The following is a 15,974-nucleotide window of genomic DNA, read 5'->3' as shown; positions in this document are numbered from 1 at the left end:
TGTGGCGGCTTGAGTTGAGCTGGCTGTTGCGGTCAGCCAATGAAAAGCCCCTCACCCTAGCCCTCTCCCAGAGGGAGAGGGGACTGACCGTGGGGGATTAGGGAGATACGCTGACCCGGGATATCGAGTTGAATCCAGCACTTGAAAGCACACCGATCGGCTCCCTCTCCCTCGGGAGAGGGCTGGGGTGAGGGGCGAATCCACCCCAAATCCCAAGCCAACCACCCGCTTCTAACCACTCAACAATGAGCGTTAGCTCGCGTGCTCTTGATCTTGCCTAACCAGCGACATCGGAAGGCTGAGCGCAGGGATTGATCCGGGCGTGGGAGCGCAGCGACCGTCTGGCGCAGCCAGACACAGCGGAAGTAGGTGCAGCGAAGCAAACCGTAGCCGCTGCGCCCGGATCAGTCCCGGAGCGAAGGGACCCGAGCCTGCGAGGGCCGAACGCAGGAGCAAAGCCTTTTGGTTCCTTTTTGGCGTCTGAAAAAGGGACTCGCCGTAAGGGCGAAACCGCCAGCCGCAACACCAAAAAAAACGGATATTCACCCAAAACACCCAGAGCCTGGTCGGCCCAGAGGCCGCCAAGGTCAAACGAAAAAACCAGCTACCGCCGCTCCTCGACCCGCCCCTGACTCTTGCTCCAGTCCGTCAACAAACTATAAGCCACCGCCAACAAGGTCGGCCCGATAAACAACCCGATAAACCCGAACGCAATCAACCCGCCAAACACCCCGAGCAACACAATCACCAGCGGCAAATTCCCCCCGCGACTGATCAGATACGGCTTGAGCACGTTGTCCACGCCACTGATGATGAACGTCCCCCAGATCCCGAGAAACACCGCCATCCCGTACTCACCCTTCCAGGCCAGCCAGGCCGTGGCCGGCACCCACACCAGCGGGGGCCCCATCGGAATCAGACTGAGCAGAAAGGTCACGATCCCCAGCACCAGCGCGCCCGGCACCCCGGCAATCAGGAAGCCGATCAACGCCAGAACCGCCTGCGCCGCCGCTGTACCGATCACCCCGTTGACCACCCGCTGCACCGTACCCGCCACCAGCTCGATGTAATAGCCCGCGCGCTCACCGATCAAGCGTTCCAGCAGACCGTGCACGAACGCCGCCAGCCGTGGCCCGTCACGGTAGAAAAAGAACACGAAGACAATACTCAACGTCAGTTCGAGAATACCGCCGCCGATCTGCGCACTGCGCGCCAGCAGCCAGTTGCCGACCTGACCCAGATAAGGCTTGATCGACACCATCAGCGCCGCGCCCTGCTGATCGATGCTGTTCCACAACCCCACCAGCCGTTCCCCCACAAACGGCAAAGTACCGAGCCACTCCGGCGCTTCCGGCAGACCGTCGACCTGCACATCCTTGATGAATGCCGTGGCATCGCGCACATGATCGGCAAGGTTGAAGCCCAGCCAGACCAGCGGTGCCGCCACCAGCAGCATCCAGCCCAGGGTCAGAATGGCTGCGGCCAGCGACTCGCGGCCATTGAGCCAGCGCGTCAACAGGCGCATCAGCGGCCAACTGGCGAACGCCAGTACCGCGCCCCAGAACAGCGCCGACCAGAACGGCGCCATCACCCACAGGCTGGCGCCGAACAGCACCAGCAGAAGGATCTGCACCAGCAGGCGATCATTATTGAGCATGGGTGATCTCGAAAAAGTCAGTCAGGCAAAGAGTGGGCGAACAGGCAAGATGTACGCCCGGTAGCTTACCGCAACAGGTCGATGCGCAGACCTTTGCCCTCGACAGTACCGGTTTCCATGCGCGCCGCTCGCACCCCCTGACTGATCAACGCCTGGCGCCACGCCTCGGCCTTGGGCCCTGACAATGTCACCCGCAACGTCGTATCGAGGTTCAGGCCACGGGAGATCAGCCGTAGCCAGGTGTCGTCGGGAGCATCGACGCGGTCGGGGAAATCCAGCTCGCCGGTGCTTTTGAGTTGGCGCAGCAGGGTTGCCGAGGTCGGCAGCAACTCACCCAGTGGCGCTGCCGCCTCGAACTGCTCGACATGCAGATAGGCTTTGCGATTGCCGCGAGTGATGCTGTACAGCGCCACCAGTGTGTTGTCCCGCGGTGCGGCCAGGCGCAACAGCAGATACGCCTGCTGCTCGTCGGCGCCATACAGTTTGGCGTTGCCGAATACCTCGTTGGCCCACAGGCTGCTTTCGCCGCAGTCACGCGCCTGACACCAGAACAGCAATTCGGCGTCCTGTTTCTGCAGGGCCTTGCGCGCCTCGGTGAAGGCTTCTGTAGCGGAATGTTCGGGCGGCAACTCGTAAGTGACCGCGGTGGTCTGGCCACGGGCGGTGACCTGGCCGTCGAAGCGCAACTGGCCGCTGATCTTGCGGATCGAGCCCAGCGGATAGATCCGCTCAAGCTCGACTGGCGGTCGATAGTCGACGATCTGCGCGTCGGCCAGACGTGGCACGATCGGCAGATCCTGACTGCCCGGCACGTCGGCGGCGAACGAAACCGTGCTGAAACAGCACAGTGCCCACAGACTGATTGAGCGCATCGTCAGGCTCATCGGATCGGCATGATCGAGTGATTCGGGGTCGCAGCGGTATAGAAATCCATTGTTGTCGTCTCCCATTTCAACCCGACCAGCCTCGACAGTTGCCCGCTGCAAGTCAAGGAATGGCGAAGAAGCGATTGAAACAGTCTGCGACAAGATCCGCGCCGGCCTCATCGTTGAGGTGCAAATGATGCCCGCCCGCCAACTCTTCACGGCCAAAGGGCAGGCGCTCAAGCAGCTCGGAATGTTTGGCCAGCATGCCCTCGGCGGCCACCACCAGTTGCGCCGGGCAAGCAATGCGCGCGACGAAGGCCAGCGCCTGCTCCTGGGTCAGGCGTAATGGCGAGGGCAAGGTCAGGCGATTGTCGGTGCGCCAGGTGTAACCGCCAGGCACCGGCATCAGACCGCGCTGGGCCAACAGTTCTGCGGCTTCGCGACTGACTGCTACCAGACCTTTCATGCGCGCCTCAATGGCGCGATCGAGGGTCGGATAGACCGGTTTGCGCTTGTCACGCAGATCCAGTTGCGCTTGCAGGGCCATGCCCATGCGTTCGGCAGCATTCTCGCCTTTGTCTGTAGGCGGAATCACACCGTCGATCAGCGCCAGATGGCTGATGCGCTCCGGCAACGAGCCGGCCAACACCAGGGAGACGATTGCGCCCATGGAGTGCCCGAGCAGGCCGAAACGTTTCCAGCCCAGTTGCTCGGCGACCTGCAGCACATCGTGGGCGTAATCCCACAGCGCGTAACCCGCACCATTCGGACGATGCCCGGAATGCCCGTGCCCGGCCATGTCCAGTGCGATGATGCGCAGCCCCTTGAGCCTGGGTGCCAGACGCGCAAAGCTGTTGGCGTTGTCGAGCCAGCCATGCAGAGCAATGACCGGCAAGCCGTCCTCAGGACCGAACAAATGCGCGGCCAGCTCGATATGCGGCAGGCTCAGGCGCACTTCTTCGAAAATCGGGTTCATGCGCAATCCTTGTCCTGACGGGTTTGCCAGCGGCTGAACAAGGTCTTCAACAAGCGCGCCGTATCCTGCGGACGTTCGAGCGGGAACATGTGCCCGCCGGGCATGCTCAACGCCTCGCCCTGGGCCAGGCGCGCAACGAAACGCGTGTGATGGCGCATGACCACGCGGCTCTTGTGCCCACGCACCACCGCCAGCGGCACCTGTAATTGCCGGGTATGAGCGGGGCTGGTGTGCGGCACGCCGCGATAGATGCTGATTTCAGTGGCCGGATCGAAACGCAGGCGCAGTTTGTCACCGACCTTGTGCAAACCGTGGTGCAAGTAGGCATCGAAGCATTCAGGATCGAAACCGCGAAACAGCGTCTTGCCAGCAAAATAACTGCGCGCGCTGTCGAGGTCGGCGAACTCTTCGCGGCGGCCCAATGTGCGTCCGGCGGGGGTCAAGCGGTCGATAAAACCGAAGCGCTTGGCTGCGCGGATCACCCATTGATCGGTGCGGGTCAGCACCGGCGAGTCGAGCATCACCACGCCGCGATACAGCTCGGGACAGCGCAGTGCCGCGTGCAGGTGCAGCACGCCGCCAAACGAATGACCGACACCCCACACTGGCTGATCCTGTTGCTGCAAGTGATGGATGAGTTCGTCGACGAGGTTGTACCAGTTGTCGTCTGCGGGAAATCGCGGGTCATGGGCATGCTGCTCCAGATGCGCAACCCGGTACTCGGGCGCCAGCGCCGCGAACAACTTGCCATAGGTGCCCGAAGGGAAGCCGTTGGCGTGGGCGAAGAAGATCGGTTGCGACATGCTGGGCAAATCCATGCGTGGAAAACGTGGCGTTGATTGTCCGTAAGAGTGGCGCTGACAGCAATGACTGTAAGTGCCAGGAATGATGACAGTCTGGTCAGGGTGATGGGTGTCAATCAGATCGTCCCCCCTCACCCCAGCCCTCTCCCCCAAGGGGCGAGGGGAAAGGGAGCAGATCGGGGGAGTATCCGGGACCTGAGCTCGATTTATCAGGTCGACGAGGATTGCGAAAACCACACGGTAGGCCCCCTCTCCCTCTGGGAGAGGGCTGGGGTGAGGGTTCAACGCACCGGCGGCTGCTCGCCCAATGGCACCACCGCCATGGTCAGGCGCGATACACAACTGGCCTTGCCTTCGTCGCTGGTCAGGCGGATATCCCAGACGTGCGTGGTGCGACCAACGTGAATCGGTCTGGCCACCGCCGTCACCCGGCCACTGCGCAACCCGCGCAAGTGGTTGGCGTTGATCTCAAGCCCCACGCAATAAAATTTGCTCGCATCGATGCACAGATAACTGGCCATCGAACCGACGCTTTCCGCCAGCACCACCGAGGCGCCGCCGTGCAGCAAGCCGTAGGGCTGATGGGTGCGATGGTCGATGACCATGCTCGCCGTCAGCGAGTCGTCATCGAAAGCCTCGAAACGAATGTCGAGCAGTTCGCCGATGGTGTTTTTCTGAATCGCGTTCAACTGCTCGATATTCGGAGTGGTACGCCACACGCTCATCGCAGACTTCCTTTTGTTGTTCTGGTCGTCTCAATCCTGCCACAGCACTGCCTCGCTGCGCTCGCTCCATTCTTCGAAACGGCTGCCGTAAATGTCTTCGATGACATTGCGCTTGATCTTCAGGGTCGGCGTGAGAAAGCCGTTTTCCACCGCCCAACTGTCCTTGACCACCACCAGACGGCGCAAGCGTTCATGCTTGTCGAGGGCGGCGTTGACCTCTTCCAGCAGTTTTTCCAGACTCGAATGCAGACTCGCCCGGCCCTCCTCCTGATTGACGGTCGATAACACGCACAAGCCCAACGGCGCGCTCAATCCGTCTCCCACCACACACACTTGTTCAATGCGCGAATGCACCGCCAGACGGTTTTCGATCGGCGCCGGGGCAACGTATTTGCCCTTGCTGGTCTTGAAGATTTCCTTCAGTCGCCCGGTCAGGCGCAGGCGCCCTTCACTGTCCTGCTCTCCCTTGTCACCGGTGCGCAGGAACCCGTCCTGGGTGATGGTTTCGGCAGTTTTCTGCGGCTCCTTGAAATAGCCGAGCATGGTCGCCTGACTGCGCACCTGCACTTCGCCCGATTCATCGATGCGCACCTCGACCTGCGGGCATGGCTTGCCGATCCAGCCTTGGCGGTATTGCCCCGGCAGGCAGATGTGCGAATAGCCGCAGCCCTCGGTCATGCCGTACACCTCCAGCACGTCGAGGCCGAGTTTCTGGTACCAGGCGAGCAAGGTCTGCGGCACTGGTGCGGCGCCGGACAACGCCACACGCAAGGCATCCAGACCCAGCCCGGCGAGCACCTTGTGCCCGACCCGCTTGCCGATAAAAGGCAGCCCGAGCAGAAAATCCAGACGTTTTGCCGGCATCTTGCTGTACACACCCATCTGGAATTTGGTCCAGATCCGCGGCACACCGAACATCGCGGTCGGCCGCGCACGTTTGAGGTCCGTGATAAAGGTCTCAAGGCTTTCGGCAAAAAACACGGTTTGCCCGGTATAGATCGAGGCCAGCTCGACAAACATCCTCTCGGCCACGTGGCACAACGGCAGATAGGACAGCAGCCGGTCGTTCTGGTTGAGCCCGAACAATTGCGTGCCATGGGTCGTGGCGAACCCGAGATTGGCGAAACTGTGCATCACGCCTTTCGGCAGGCCAGTGGTGCCCGAGGTGTAGATGATCGTCGCCAGTTGCTCGGAGGGCGGGCGCGGGTCGTCCTGGATCGGCGAGCAGTTTTGCAGATCGGCCCAACTGAAATCGAATTCGCCGGGCGGATGCAGCGGCAAGCTGATCGTCGGCAGACCGGCCGGTATGCCCTTGGACATGCCCGGCCAGTCATCAAGCTTGCCGATAAATGCCAGCACGCTTTCGGAGTGCGTCAGCACCTGCGCGACCGAGTCGGCGGTCAGATTGGGATACAACGGCACCGAGACGTGCCCGGCCATCCAGATGGCGAGGTCGGCGATGATCCAGTGCGCGCAGTTTTTCGAGATCAGGGCGATGTGGCTGCCGGGTGGCAATTCCCGCGAGCGCAGCCAGTGGGCGGCGCTGCGGGCCTGATGGCCGACGTCGGCCCAGGTCAGGGTCTCGACCTGCCCACCGCCAATCGGCTGCACCAGAAAGCGCTGGCGCGGGTGCCGGGCTTCCCGTTCGTAGAACACGTCCAGCGGCAAACGGAAGGCGGCAGACATGCGACTCGCTCCTGTTTTTTGGTCTGGAGCAAGCGTAGTCAACCAAGCAAGTGCTTGGTTGGATTTTTCTAACAAATAATTTCAGGAGTTCGCAATAACCAGTGTGGGAGCGAGCCTGCTCGCGAAGAGGGAGTGTCAGCCGACAAAAGTGTCGCCTGACATACCGCATTCGCGAGCAGGCTCGCTCCCACAAGGGTGTTGCGTTAAGGGTGTTTGAGGCTGTTGAGGGTCATGGAGCCGATCAGCAGCTCGGGGCTTTCCAGCTCGGCCAGGCCAGCCGTGCTGACCCGCTCCGGCGGATACCCGGCGCCATGCTGCAGATAGCTGAGCAGGTTACCCACCAGCGGGTTGTGGCTGACCAGCAAGACATTGCTGACCGAGACCAGTTGTTCGGCGACCTTGTCCGGATCGGACTCCGGCGTCAGCCACTCGACCGTGCGAATCTCCGGCTGGAACCCCAGTGCCTCGCGCACGATCTGCGCGGTTTGCTGTGCACGTATATAAGGGCTGGCATAAATCGCCGTCAGCGGCTGGCCGATCAAATGCGCGGCGCTACGCAAGACTTCTTTGCGACCGTGTTCGGTCAATTCGCGCTCGGGGTCGACTTTCGAACCATGAGGCACAGCCTCACCGTGACGCAATACCCAGAGTTTCATAGCTTGGGTTCCTCATCTCGAACCGGATGCGCGGCTGGCGCCACGGCATGCGGCGCTTCGCCCTCCGGGGTGCGCGGCACCGGCCAGTCGGCGAACGGCCAAGGCTTCTGGTCGCTGTGAAACGTGCCGAAGCGGCCGATCTGCGCGAGAAACTGGCTCAGGCTGTCGCCGAAATTCATCAGGCTGGCGCTCGGCGCCCCGTAGATCAAACGGTAGATCAGTTGCACCAGCACCACGGCGCCGAGGATGAATTGCGCCACTTGCCAGACCAGCAGGTAAACGATCATCCACAACACCCGCAGGAGAATGGATTCGTACTGGGCTTCGGTTTTCGGATCGTGCATGGCTTGCTTCCTGTGCGTGTGACGGCTGAGTCAGTTGAAACCGCTGGTGGAGATGAAGTCGACGTCGGTTTTTGGCTCGGCGCGCATCAGTAGACCGATCACCTGCTCCAGCGTGCGACCTTCGAACAGAATCGCGTGCAGCCCGGCGACCAGCGGCATATAGACGCCGACTTCCTGCGACTTGGCCTTAAGCACTTTCAGGGTGTTCACCCCTTCGGCGACTTCACCCAGACGCGACACCGCTTCATCGAGACTCAGGCCCTGACCGAGGGCAAAGCCGACCTGATAGTTGCGGCTCTTGGGCGACGAGCAGGTGACGATCAGATCGCCGACACCGGCAAGACCAAGGAAGGTCATCGGATTGGCACCCTGATTCACCGCAAAGCGGGTCATTTCTGCCAGCGCGCGGGTGATCAGCATGCTCTTGGTGTTTTCGCCCATCTCCAGCGCCACGGCCATGCCGGCAATGATCGCGTAAACGTTTTTCAACGCCCCGCCCAGTTCGACACCGAAACGGTCGGCGCTGGCGTAAACCCGAAAGGTGCGCCCGTGCAATGCGGCCTGCACCGCTTTGCAAAGCTCCTCGTCCTCGCTGGCGACCACCGTGGCGGTCAGCGCATGCTCGGCGATTTCTCGAGCGAGGTTCGGCCCGGACAGCACGCCGATGCGCGCTTGCGGAGCGATTTCTTCGAGAATCTGGCTCATCAGCTTGAAGGTCTGCGCTTCGATGCCTTTGGTCAGGCTGACCAGCATCTTGCCGCTCAACCGCTCGGCGTGGGCGGCGAGTACCGTGCGCAAGGCGCTGGAGGGCAGCGCGACAAAGCACAAATCACAGGCGTCGAGGGTTTCCTGCAGGTCGGTGACTGCGGTCACCCCCCGGAGAATCTTGATGCCTTTGAGGTAACGCGGGTTTTCGCGATTGACCCGGATGGCTTCGGCCTGCTCGGGGTCACGCATCCACTGCCGGACTTGATGGCCGTTTTCGGCCAGCAGATTGGCCACGGCGGTACCAAAACTTCCGCCTCCCAGGACCGCAATCGGGCGCTGTTCAGTCATATGCAATCCGTTAATCCATACCAGTGGCGATGGCGGCATTATACGGGGCGACCCGGTGGCGGCCAGCCCCAGCAACAATTACCGACACTTGTACGAAGAAGACCAATAAAACCTAGGAAAATGCCTGCAACGTGACTGGAAAAGTCGCTGCCCTCGGTTAACATGCGCGCCAATTCTTCGCTTTCAAGGCTGTGTCGTGTCCGTCGGTTCTCTTCCTTCGCGTTCATCCCTGTTGCTGGCGCTGCTGGTCTGCCCGGCCGCGCAGGCGGATGACCTGTTCGTCGACAGCGAAGCACTGCCGCAAGTGCTCACGGCCACACGCCTGAAACAAACCCCGGCGCAAGTGCCGGGCAGCATGACCGTACTCGACAACGAATTGATCAACGCCAGCGGCGCCCGCGACATCAGCGAATTGCTGCGTCTGGTGCCGGGCATGATGGTCGGCAACATCAGCGGCAACCAGGCCGCGGTCAACTATCACGGAACCAACGCCAGCGAGGCGCGGCGCATGCAGGTGCTGATCGACGGCCGTTCGGTGTACCGCGCCGGGCTGGCCACGGTGGACTGGAGCGACATTCCGGTCGCCATCGAAGATGTCGAGCGCGTCGAAGTCTTTCGCGGCCCGAATACCGTCAGCTATGGCGCCAACGCACTGATGGCGGTGATCAATATCATCACCCGTCATCCGGCAGACAGCCACGGCACCCGGCTGAAGTACACCCGCGGTCAACGCGGCATCAATGACTTTTATGCCAGCCAGGGCATTGGCTGGAATGGCGGCGACTTGCGCCTGTCGTTATCCGGCCAGGAAGACGACGGCTTCGACAGTGATCGCACGGGCGCGGATTATCGCGACAGCCGCCGCCTGAATCGCCTGAGCCTCGCCGTCAGTCACACCCTCAGCGATGATCAGAGCCTCGACTGGCAACTCAACGCCAAGGACGGCAGCAATCAACGACCTTATACCTACCAACCGGTGTTTTCGGGGATTACCGCCGCCGGGAACAATTCCGACGTGGTAGCCAAGGATTACGCCGGCTCGGTGCGCTGGAACCTCGACATCAACCCGCAGCACAGCCTGTATGTCCAGGGCTCGGCGCAACACTGGGACCGTCAGCAAACCTGGCGCGCCTGCGATGCGGAGGTGTCGTTCAGCCCCGAGCTGACGCAATTGTGGCAACTCAACCCCAATTACACCGAGCGGCTGGCGCGCAACATCACCCGTTTCACCGGCCCCGGCGCGGCGCCCGGCACACCACAGGAAATGGCGCTGGCCAATCAGGTGCTTGAGCAATGGCGCAACGGCGCCAGCAGAACCCTGTGCGGTGACATTGACCAGAGCGCGCGCGAATCACGCTATGACCTCGAACTGCAAGACACCCTCAGCCTGTCCGACAGCCTGCGCCTGGTCAGCGGCCTGAATTACCGTTACGACCGCGCCAACTCTGAAACCTATTTCAATGGCACGCTCGACGACACCACCTGGCGCGCGTTCGGCCAACTGGAATGGCGCGCGACCGAACACTGGCTTTTGCAGGGCGGCGCGATGTTCGAAGACACCCGGCTGATCGGCAGTTCGCTGACTCCGCGCTTCGCGGTGAATTACCTGATCAATCCGCGCCACAGTCTGCGCGCGGTGTACTCGGAAGCGATCCGCTCGCCGGACATGTTCGAAAACAATGTCAACTGGAGCTATCAGGTCAGCAAACTGCGGCCCTCGGCCTACGGGCAATCCTCGGCACGCTACTTTGTCAAAACCCGCGGTCCGGGTGATCTCGATCAGGAACACATGCGCTCGCGAGAGCTGGGCTACAACGGTTATTTCGCCGAACTCGGTCTGGCGCTCGACGTAAAGCTGTTCTACGACGAGATCACTGGGATGATCAGCGAGCCGCTGCGCAACAACCAGTACATCGCCAGCAATGCCAACAGCTCACGTTTTCGCGGCACCGAGACCCAGCTCGACTGGCGCGTGAGCCGCGCCGACCGTTTGCGCTTCACTTACGCCTTCGTCGATGCCGAGGCGAGCAATCCGCTGGATCAGCAATTCACCGCACGCAACAGCGGCTCGGCCGGCTGGCTGCGCGACTGGGGCCACGGCTGGAACAGCGCCCTCTTCTATTACGGCGACAACGCCCTCAACGGCTACCGCTTCGAGCGGGTCGACACGCGCATCGCCAAACGCATTGCACTGGGCAAGGCGCAACTGCAACTGGCCGGCGTGTTGCAGCAGCGCCTCGATCATGAACCGAACACATTTGTCGACAATAACTACGACGAGCGCCGGGTCATGTATGTCAGCGCCGAGCTGGAGTTCTAGCATGCGCTACGGCCGGTCACGGAAGACGCCGACCTTGAGTCACTGGCTGGCCGGGGTGTTTCTGTTCGTCAGCGCGTGGCTGCACGGGGTCGCGGTACAGGCCGCGGACATTCTGTTGACCGGCGCCGAGGACAGCCCCGGCGTGCAAGCCTTCGTCCAGGCGCTGAGCGAGTTGCGCCCGACCGACAGCGTGCGTTTCCAGCCACTGGCCACTCTACCGGCACCCGGCAAATTGCCGGCCAGCCTGCGCTTGATTTTGCTGGATCTGCCGAGCCTGGACTGGCGCCTGCAGGAACCCCAGGGCCCGGCGACGCTGGTGTTGCGCATCAGCCGCTTGCAGGCGCGGCAACGGCTGGGCAGCAGCCAGCCGGCGCACTTGAGCCTGCTCTGGAGTGATCCGCCGTTGAGCCGCCAATTGCAATTGATCCGGCAAATTCTGCCGCAGGCGCGACGCGTGGGGGTGCTGTTCGGCGAGCACAGCGAATTTCTCCTCAAGGAGCTCAATCTCGCCGCTGAACCGTTGGGCCTGCACGTTTTCAGTCAGCGCTGGGAGGACATCCACGACAGCCGCCCATTGCAATCGGTGCTGAAGAACAGCGATGTGCTGCTTGGCCTCGATGATCCCGACCTGTACAGCCCGAAAACCGCGAAAAATCTGTTGCTCAGTAGTTATTCGCGGCAGATGGCGCTGGTCGGCCCCAACATCGCCTTCGTCCGTGCCGGCAGCCTCGCCAGCACCTACAGCGACCAGCACGACTGGCTGAGCCTGCTCGACCACTTGCTCGACCAGCCAGCGGCCAGTTGGCCGCGAGCGCTCTATCCCGCACGCTTTAAAGTCTCAAGTAATGCGCAGGTGGCTCGTTCTCTGGGTATCGAACCGCCCGATGATGTGTCTGTCGCCAGCCTGCTGGCCGAAGGAGAGCGCCGCCCATGAATTTCCGTCGCCGTTGGGACATCAACACCCGCACCCAGTTGATCAGCCTGGGCCCGGCGCTGTTGCTGACTTTGCTGTTGATCAGCTTCTTTACCTTTGTGCGCATTCAGGATCTGCGTCAGGAATTGACCCACACCGGCCAGTTGATTGCCAACCAACTGGCGCCCGCTACCGAATACGGAGTGATTTCCGGCAACAATGAAGTGCTGGAGAGCCTGCTCAAGGCCACGCTGGCCACGCCCAACGTGCGCTTTCTCGAAGTCCAGGACAGTGCCAACCGGATTCTGGTCTACGTCGAACAACCCGCCGATGTGCACCGTCGACCGCATCAGGTCGAAGTGTTCCAGGCCCCGGTGCGCCTGCAACGTATCGCCTTGCACAATGATTTTTTCCAGGATGGCAAAGTCACCAACGGCGCAACCGCCGAGGATTATCTGGGGCGGGTGATCGTCGGTCTGTCCAACGATGCCTTCAGCCAGCGCCAACAGGAAATCCTCCTCAAGGCCGCCATTCTCGCGTTGTTCGCCCTGCTCTTCACGTTTGTGCTGGCGCGGCGTCTGGCCGGCAGTCTGTCGCAGCCGATCCGCGAAATCGGCGATGCGGTGAAGGCGATTCAGGACGGCGACTATAAAGCCCCGCTACCGATAGTCGATGACACCGAACTGGGCGCCCTGTCGCAGCACATCAACAACCTCGCCCAAGCGCTGGAACAAGCCAGCCGCGAGCAGCATCAGGCGATGGCGCAACTGATCCAGACCCGCGAAGAAGCGGAAAAAGCCAACAACGCCAAATCCGATTTTCTGGCGATGATGAGCCATGAACTGCGTACGCCCATGAACGGCGTGCTGGGCATGCTGCAATTGCTCGAAACCACCGAGATGACTGCGGAGCAAGTCGAATACGCCGCCCTCGCCTCGGAGTCCACCGAACACCTGCTGAAGGTGATCAACGACATTCTCGATTTCTCGCGGATCGAACGTTCGGAACTGGAGCTGGAACACATTCCGTTCAACCTCGCCGAACTGATCGGCGCCTGCGCGCAGTCGTTCCAGCACAGCGCAGCGCAACGTGGCCTGGCCTTGAACCTGCGCATCCCGGATGATCTGCGCGGCCTGCAGGTGCAGGGTGATCCGACGCGGATCCGGCAGATTCTGGTCAATCTGGTCGGCAACGCACTGAAGTTCACCGAACAGGGCCGCGTCAGCATCGAGGCGCAGTGGCAGTCGCTGGATCATGAACTGCTGTGGTTCACCTGCTCGGTGCGCGACAGTGGCATCGGTATTTCCTCGGAAAGCCTGGAGTTGATGTTCAACGCTTTCCAGCAAGCCGACAGCTCGATCTCCCGGCGTTACGGTGGCACCGGGCTCGGCTTGCCGATCGCGCGCACTTTGGCCGAGCGCATGGGCGGCACGTTGCGTGCGCAAAGCGAGGAAGGTCGCGGCTCGGTGTTCACCCTGGAAATCCCTCTGGCGCTGTACAGGCAGGCCTTGCCACCGCTGGCCGCGCCGCGTGCGCTCAACGGCAGGGAACACGGCGAAGGCCGTCATGTGCTGCTGGTCGAAGACAACCCGGTGAACCAGACCGTGATCGAAGCGATGCTGCGCAGTCTGGGTTTTGCGGTCAGCGTCGCCACCGATGGCGCGCAAGCGGTGCGCAGTGCCGAAGGCGCTGACTTCGAAGCGATTCTGATGGATTGCCGCTTGCCGATCATTGATGGCTACGAGGCTACGCGCCAGATCCGCCGCCTGCCCGGACGCAGCGAGGTGCCGATCATCGCGCTGACCGCCAACGCCTTGCAGGGCGACCGCGAGACCTGCTTGTCGGCGGGGATGAACGATTATCTGGCGAAGCCGTTCAAACGTAATGATCTGCAGCAGATTCTGCAGCGCTGGGTGTCGTAACGTGGGCCTTTCGACCATCTGCGACTGGCGTGAAAAGCGAAAGTGCGGCAGTCTTAGGCACCCGAACGAGCCCCAAAAGGGGCTTGATTAAAAATTTCAGTGCACAAGTGTACATTCATGTCCTTGGTGCTGTGACTTTCACCACAACGCAATAGTCTATGAGTAGGCTGCCGGTTCGAGGCATGAACGCTTCGAACGGTCGGGAAGATTTGCCCCACCTGCCGCATGGGATTATTGAGGAGCTCGCATGACCAAACAAAACGCCTTTACTCGGGAAGATCTGCTGCGCTGCAGTCGCGGTGAGCTGTTCGGCCCAGGTAACGCGCAACTGCCCGCCCCGAACATGCTGATGGTGGATCGCATCACCCTGATCAGCGAAGAAGGCGGCAAGTACGGCAAAGGTGAATTGGTCGCCGAACTGGATATCAACCCTGACCTGTGGTTCTTCGCGTGCCACTTCGAAGGCGATCCGGTGATGCCGGGCTGCCTGGGTCTGGATGCCATGTGGCAACTGGTCGGTTTCTTCCTGGGCTGGCAAGGCCTGCCGGGCCGCGGCCGTGCGCTGGGTTCGGGCGAAGTGAAGTTCTTCGGCCAGGTCCTGCCGACCGCCAAGAAAGTCACCTACAACATTCATATCAAACGCGTCCTCAAGGGCAAGCTGAACCTGGCCATCGCCGATGGTTCGGTGACTGTCGACGGTCGCGAAATCTACACCGCCGAAGGCCTTCGCGTCGGCGTGTTCACCTCCACTGACAACTTCTAAGGGTTATTCGCATGCGCCGCGTCGTTATCACTGGTCTGGGCATCGTTTCGTGCCTGGGCAATGACAAAGAGACCGTCTCCGCTAACCTGCGTGCAAGCCGCCCTGGCATCCGGTTCAACCCGGAATACGCCGAAATGGGTCTGCGTAGCCAGGTTTCCGGCTCCATCGACCTCAACCTTGAAGAACTGATCGATCGCAAGATCTATCGCTTCGTCGGTCACGCAGCGGCTTACGCCTACCTGGCCATGAAAGACGCGATTGCTGACTCCGGCCTGACCGAAGAGCAAGTGTCCAACCCGCGCACTGGCCTGATCGCCGGTTCCGGTGGCGCGTCCACGCTGAACCAGATGGAAGCGCTGGACATCCTGCGCGAGAAAGGCGTCAAGCGCGTCGGCCCATACCGCGTAACGCGGACCATGAGCAGCACCGTTTCCGCTTGCCTGGCCACCCCGTTCAAGATCAAGGGCCTGAACTACTCCATCGCATCTGCCTGCGCCACCAGTGCTCACTGCATCGGTACCGCCATGGAACAGATCCAGATGGGCAAGCAGGACATCGTCTTCGCCGGCGGCGGTGAAGAAGAGCACTGGAGCCAGTCGTTCCTGTTCGACGCCATGGGCGCGCTGTCCAGCAAGCGTAACGAAACCCCGGAACAGGCTTCCCGTGCCTACGACGCCGACCGTGACGGTTTCGTCATCGCTGGCGGTGGCGGCATGGTCGTGGTCGAAGAGCTGGAACACGCTCTGGCCCGCGGCGCAAAAATCTACGCGGAAATCGTCGGCTACGGCGCGACCTCCGACGGCTACGACATGGTTGCCCCGAGTGGCGAAGGCGCGATTCGCTGCATGCAGCAGGCGCTGTCCACCGTCGACACCCCGATCGACTACCTGAACACCCACGGCACCTCGACTCCGGTCGGTGACGTTGCGGAAATGAAAGGTGTGCGTGAAGTGTTCGGCGACAAGGCTCCGGCGATCAGCTCGACCAAGAGCCTGTCCGGTCACTCCCTGGGCGCCGCCGGCGTTCACGAAGCGATCTACTGCATGCTGATGATGGAAGGCAACTTCATTGCCGGCTCTGCCAACATCGACGAGCTGGACCCTGAAGTGGCCGACCTGCCGGTGCTGACCAAGACCCGCGAAAACGCCACCATCAACACCGTGATGAGCAACAGCTTCGGCTTCGGCGGCACCAACGCCACGCTGGTGCTGAAGCGCTGGGAAGGTAAGTAATTCCCCGCTGCTTGAGCCGCACATGAAAACGCCCCGACTGGTTCGGGGCGTTTTT

Annotated in this window: 14 protein-coding genes; 5 read left to right on the top strand and 9 right to left on the bottom strand. The window is 61.6% G+C overall.

Annotation, left to right across the window (positions count from 1 at the left end; all coding sequences use genetic code 11):
* Nucleotides 1-604 precede the first annotated feature (604 nt).
* The 9 genes from ACGSLL_RS15335 to ACGSLL_RS15295 all read right to left on the bottom strand — a co-directional run bounded on the left by ACGSLL_RS15335 (nucleotide 605) and on the right by ACGSLL_RS15295 (nucleotide 8,769).
* The gene (locus ACGSLL_RS15335) at nucleotides 605-1,657 is read right to left on the bottom strand and encodes an AI-2E family transporter (RefSeq protein ID WP_394506930.1); all 1,053 of its coding nucleotides are present in this window, start codon (nucleotides 1,655-1,657) and stop codon (nucleotides 605-607) included.
* Nucleotides 1,658-1,722: 65 nt separating this feature from the next.
* Complete coding sequence (locus ACGSLL_RS15330; protein ID WP_394506929.1) at nucleotides 1,723-2,529, bottom strand: DUF4892 domain-containing protein; 807 nt, start codon at nucleotides 2,527-2,529, stop codon at nucleotides 1,723-1,725.
* A gap of 115 nt (nucleotides 2,530-2,644) precedes the next feature.
* A complete protein-coding gene (locus ACGSLL_RS15325; RefSeq protein ID WP_394506928.1) occupies nucleotides 2,645-3,499 on the bottom strand; it encodes an alpha/beta hydrolase in 855 nt (284 codons plus the stop codon).
* Nucleotides 3,496-4,302 (bottom strand): alpha/beta fold hydrolase, encoded by an 807-nt coding sequence (locus tag ACGSLL_RS15320; RefSeq protein WP_394506927.1) that lies wholly within the window; start codon nucleotides 4,300-4,302, stop codon nucleotides 3,496-3,498. Before ACGSLL_RS15320 ends, ACGSLL_RS15325 begins: the two co-directional genes overlap by 4 nt.
* A gap of 281 nt (nucleotides 4,303-4,583) precedes the next feature.
* Nucleotides 4,584-5,027, bottom strand: a complete 444-nt coding sequence (locus ACGSLL_RS15315) for a hotdog fold thioesterase (RefSeq protein ID WP_394506926.1) — start codon at nucleotides 5,025-5,027, stop codon at nucleotides 4,584-4,586.
* Between the two features lie 30 nt (nucleotides 5,028-5,057).
* Nucleotides 5,058-6,713, bottom strand: a complete 1,656-nt coding sequence (locus ACGSLL_RS15310) for an AMP-binding protein (RefSeq protein ID WP_394506925.1) — start codon at nucleotides 6,711-6,713, stop codon at nucleotides 5,058-5,060.
* Nucleotides 6,714-6,916: 203 nt separating this feature from the next.
* A complete protein-coding gene (sixA, locus tag ACGSLL_RS15305) occupies nucleotides 6,917-7,369 on the bottom strand; it encodes a phosphohistidine phosphatase SixA (protein ID WP_394506924.1) in 453 nt (150 codons plus the stop codon).
* Nucleotides 7,366-7,713 carry a DUF4389 domain-containing protein gene (locus ACGSLL_RS15300; protein ID WP_394506923.1) on the bottom strand — a complete coding sequence of 116 codons (348 nt, stop codon included), beginning with the start codon at nucleotides 7,711-7,713 and terminating at the stop codon, nucleotides 7,366-7,368. Before ACGSLL_RS15300 ends, sixA begins: the two co-directional genes overlap by 4 nt.
* 30 nt (nucleotides 7,714-7,743) lie before the next feature.
* Nucleotides 7,744-8,769 (bottom strand): NAD(P)H-dependent glycerol-3-phosphate dehydrogenase, encoded by a 1,026-nt coding sequence (locus ACGSLL_RS15295; protein WP_394506922.1) that lies wholly within the window; start codon nucleotides 8,767-8,769, stop codon nucleotides 7,744-7,746.
* Nucleotides 8,770-8,965: 196 nt separating this feature from the next.
* On the opposite strand from ACGSLL_RS15295, the gene ACGSLL_RS15290 reads away from it, so the two are divergent.
* From ACGSLL_RS15290 to fabB, 5 genes are all read left to right on the top strand, one after another.
* A complete protein-coding gene (locus ACGSLL_RS15290) occupies nucleotides 8,966-11,089 on the top strand; it encodes a TonB-dependent receptor plug domain-containing protein (protein WP_394506921.1) in 2,124 nt (707 codons plus the stop codon).
* 1 nt (nucleotide 11,090) lies between these two features.
* The gene (locus tag ACGSLL_RS15285) at nucleotides 11,091-12,023 is read left to right on the top strand and encodes an ABC transporter substrate-binding protein (RefSeq protein ID WP_394506920.1); all 933 of its coding nucleotides are present in this window, start codon (nucleotides 11,091-11,093) and stop codon (nucleotides 12,021-12,023) included.
* Nucleotides 12,020-13,924, top strand: coding sequence for an ATP-binding protein (locus ACGSLL_RS15280; RefSeq protein ID WP_394506919.1), 1,905 nt, complete (start codon nucleotides 12,020-12,022; stop codon nucleotides 13,922-13,924). Before ACGSLL_RS15285 ends, ACGSLL_RS15280 begins: the two co-directional genes overlap by 4 nt.
* 247 nt (nucleotides 13,925-14,171) lie before the next feature.
* Nucleotides 14,172-14,687 carry a 3-hydroxyacyl-[acyl-carrier-protein] dehydratase FabA gene (fabA, locus tag ACGSLL_RS15275; protein ID WP_003227150.1) on the top strand — a complete coding sequence of 172 codons (516 nt, stop codon included), beginning with the start codon at nucleotides 14,172-14,174 and terminating at the stop codon, nucleotides 14,685-14,687.
* Nucleotides 14,688-14,698: 11 nt separating this feature from the next.
* Nucleotides 14,699-15,919, top strand: coding sequence for a beta-ketoacyl-ACP synthase I (gene fabB, locus ACGSLL_RS15270; protein ID WP_090285297.1), 1,221 nt, complete (start codon nucleotides 14,699-14,701; stop codon nucleotides 15,917-15,919).
* Nucleotides 15,920-15,974: the final 55 nt, after the last annotated feature.

The organism is Pseudomonas retamae (genome assembly GCF_043496865.1).
In the GTDB taxonomy this organism is placed as follows: domain Bacteria; phylum Pseudomonadota; class Gammaproteobacteria; order Pseudomonadales; family Pseudomonadaceae; genus Aquipseudomonas; species Aquipseudomonas retamae.
Note: the sequence above shows the minus strand (reverse complement) of the source record. Positions and strands in the feature narration are given on the sequence as shown.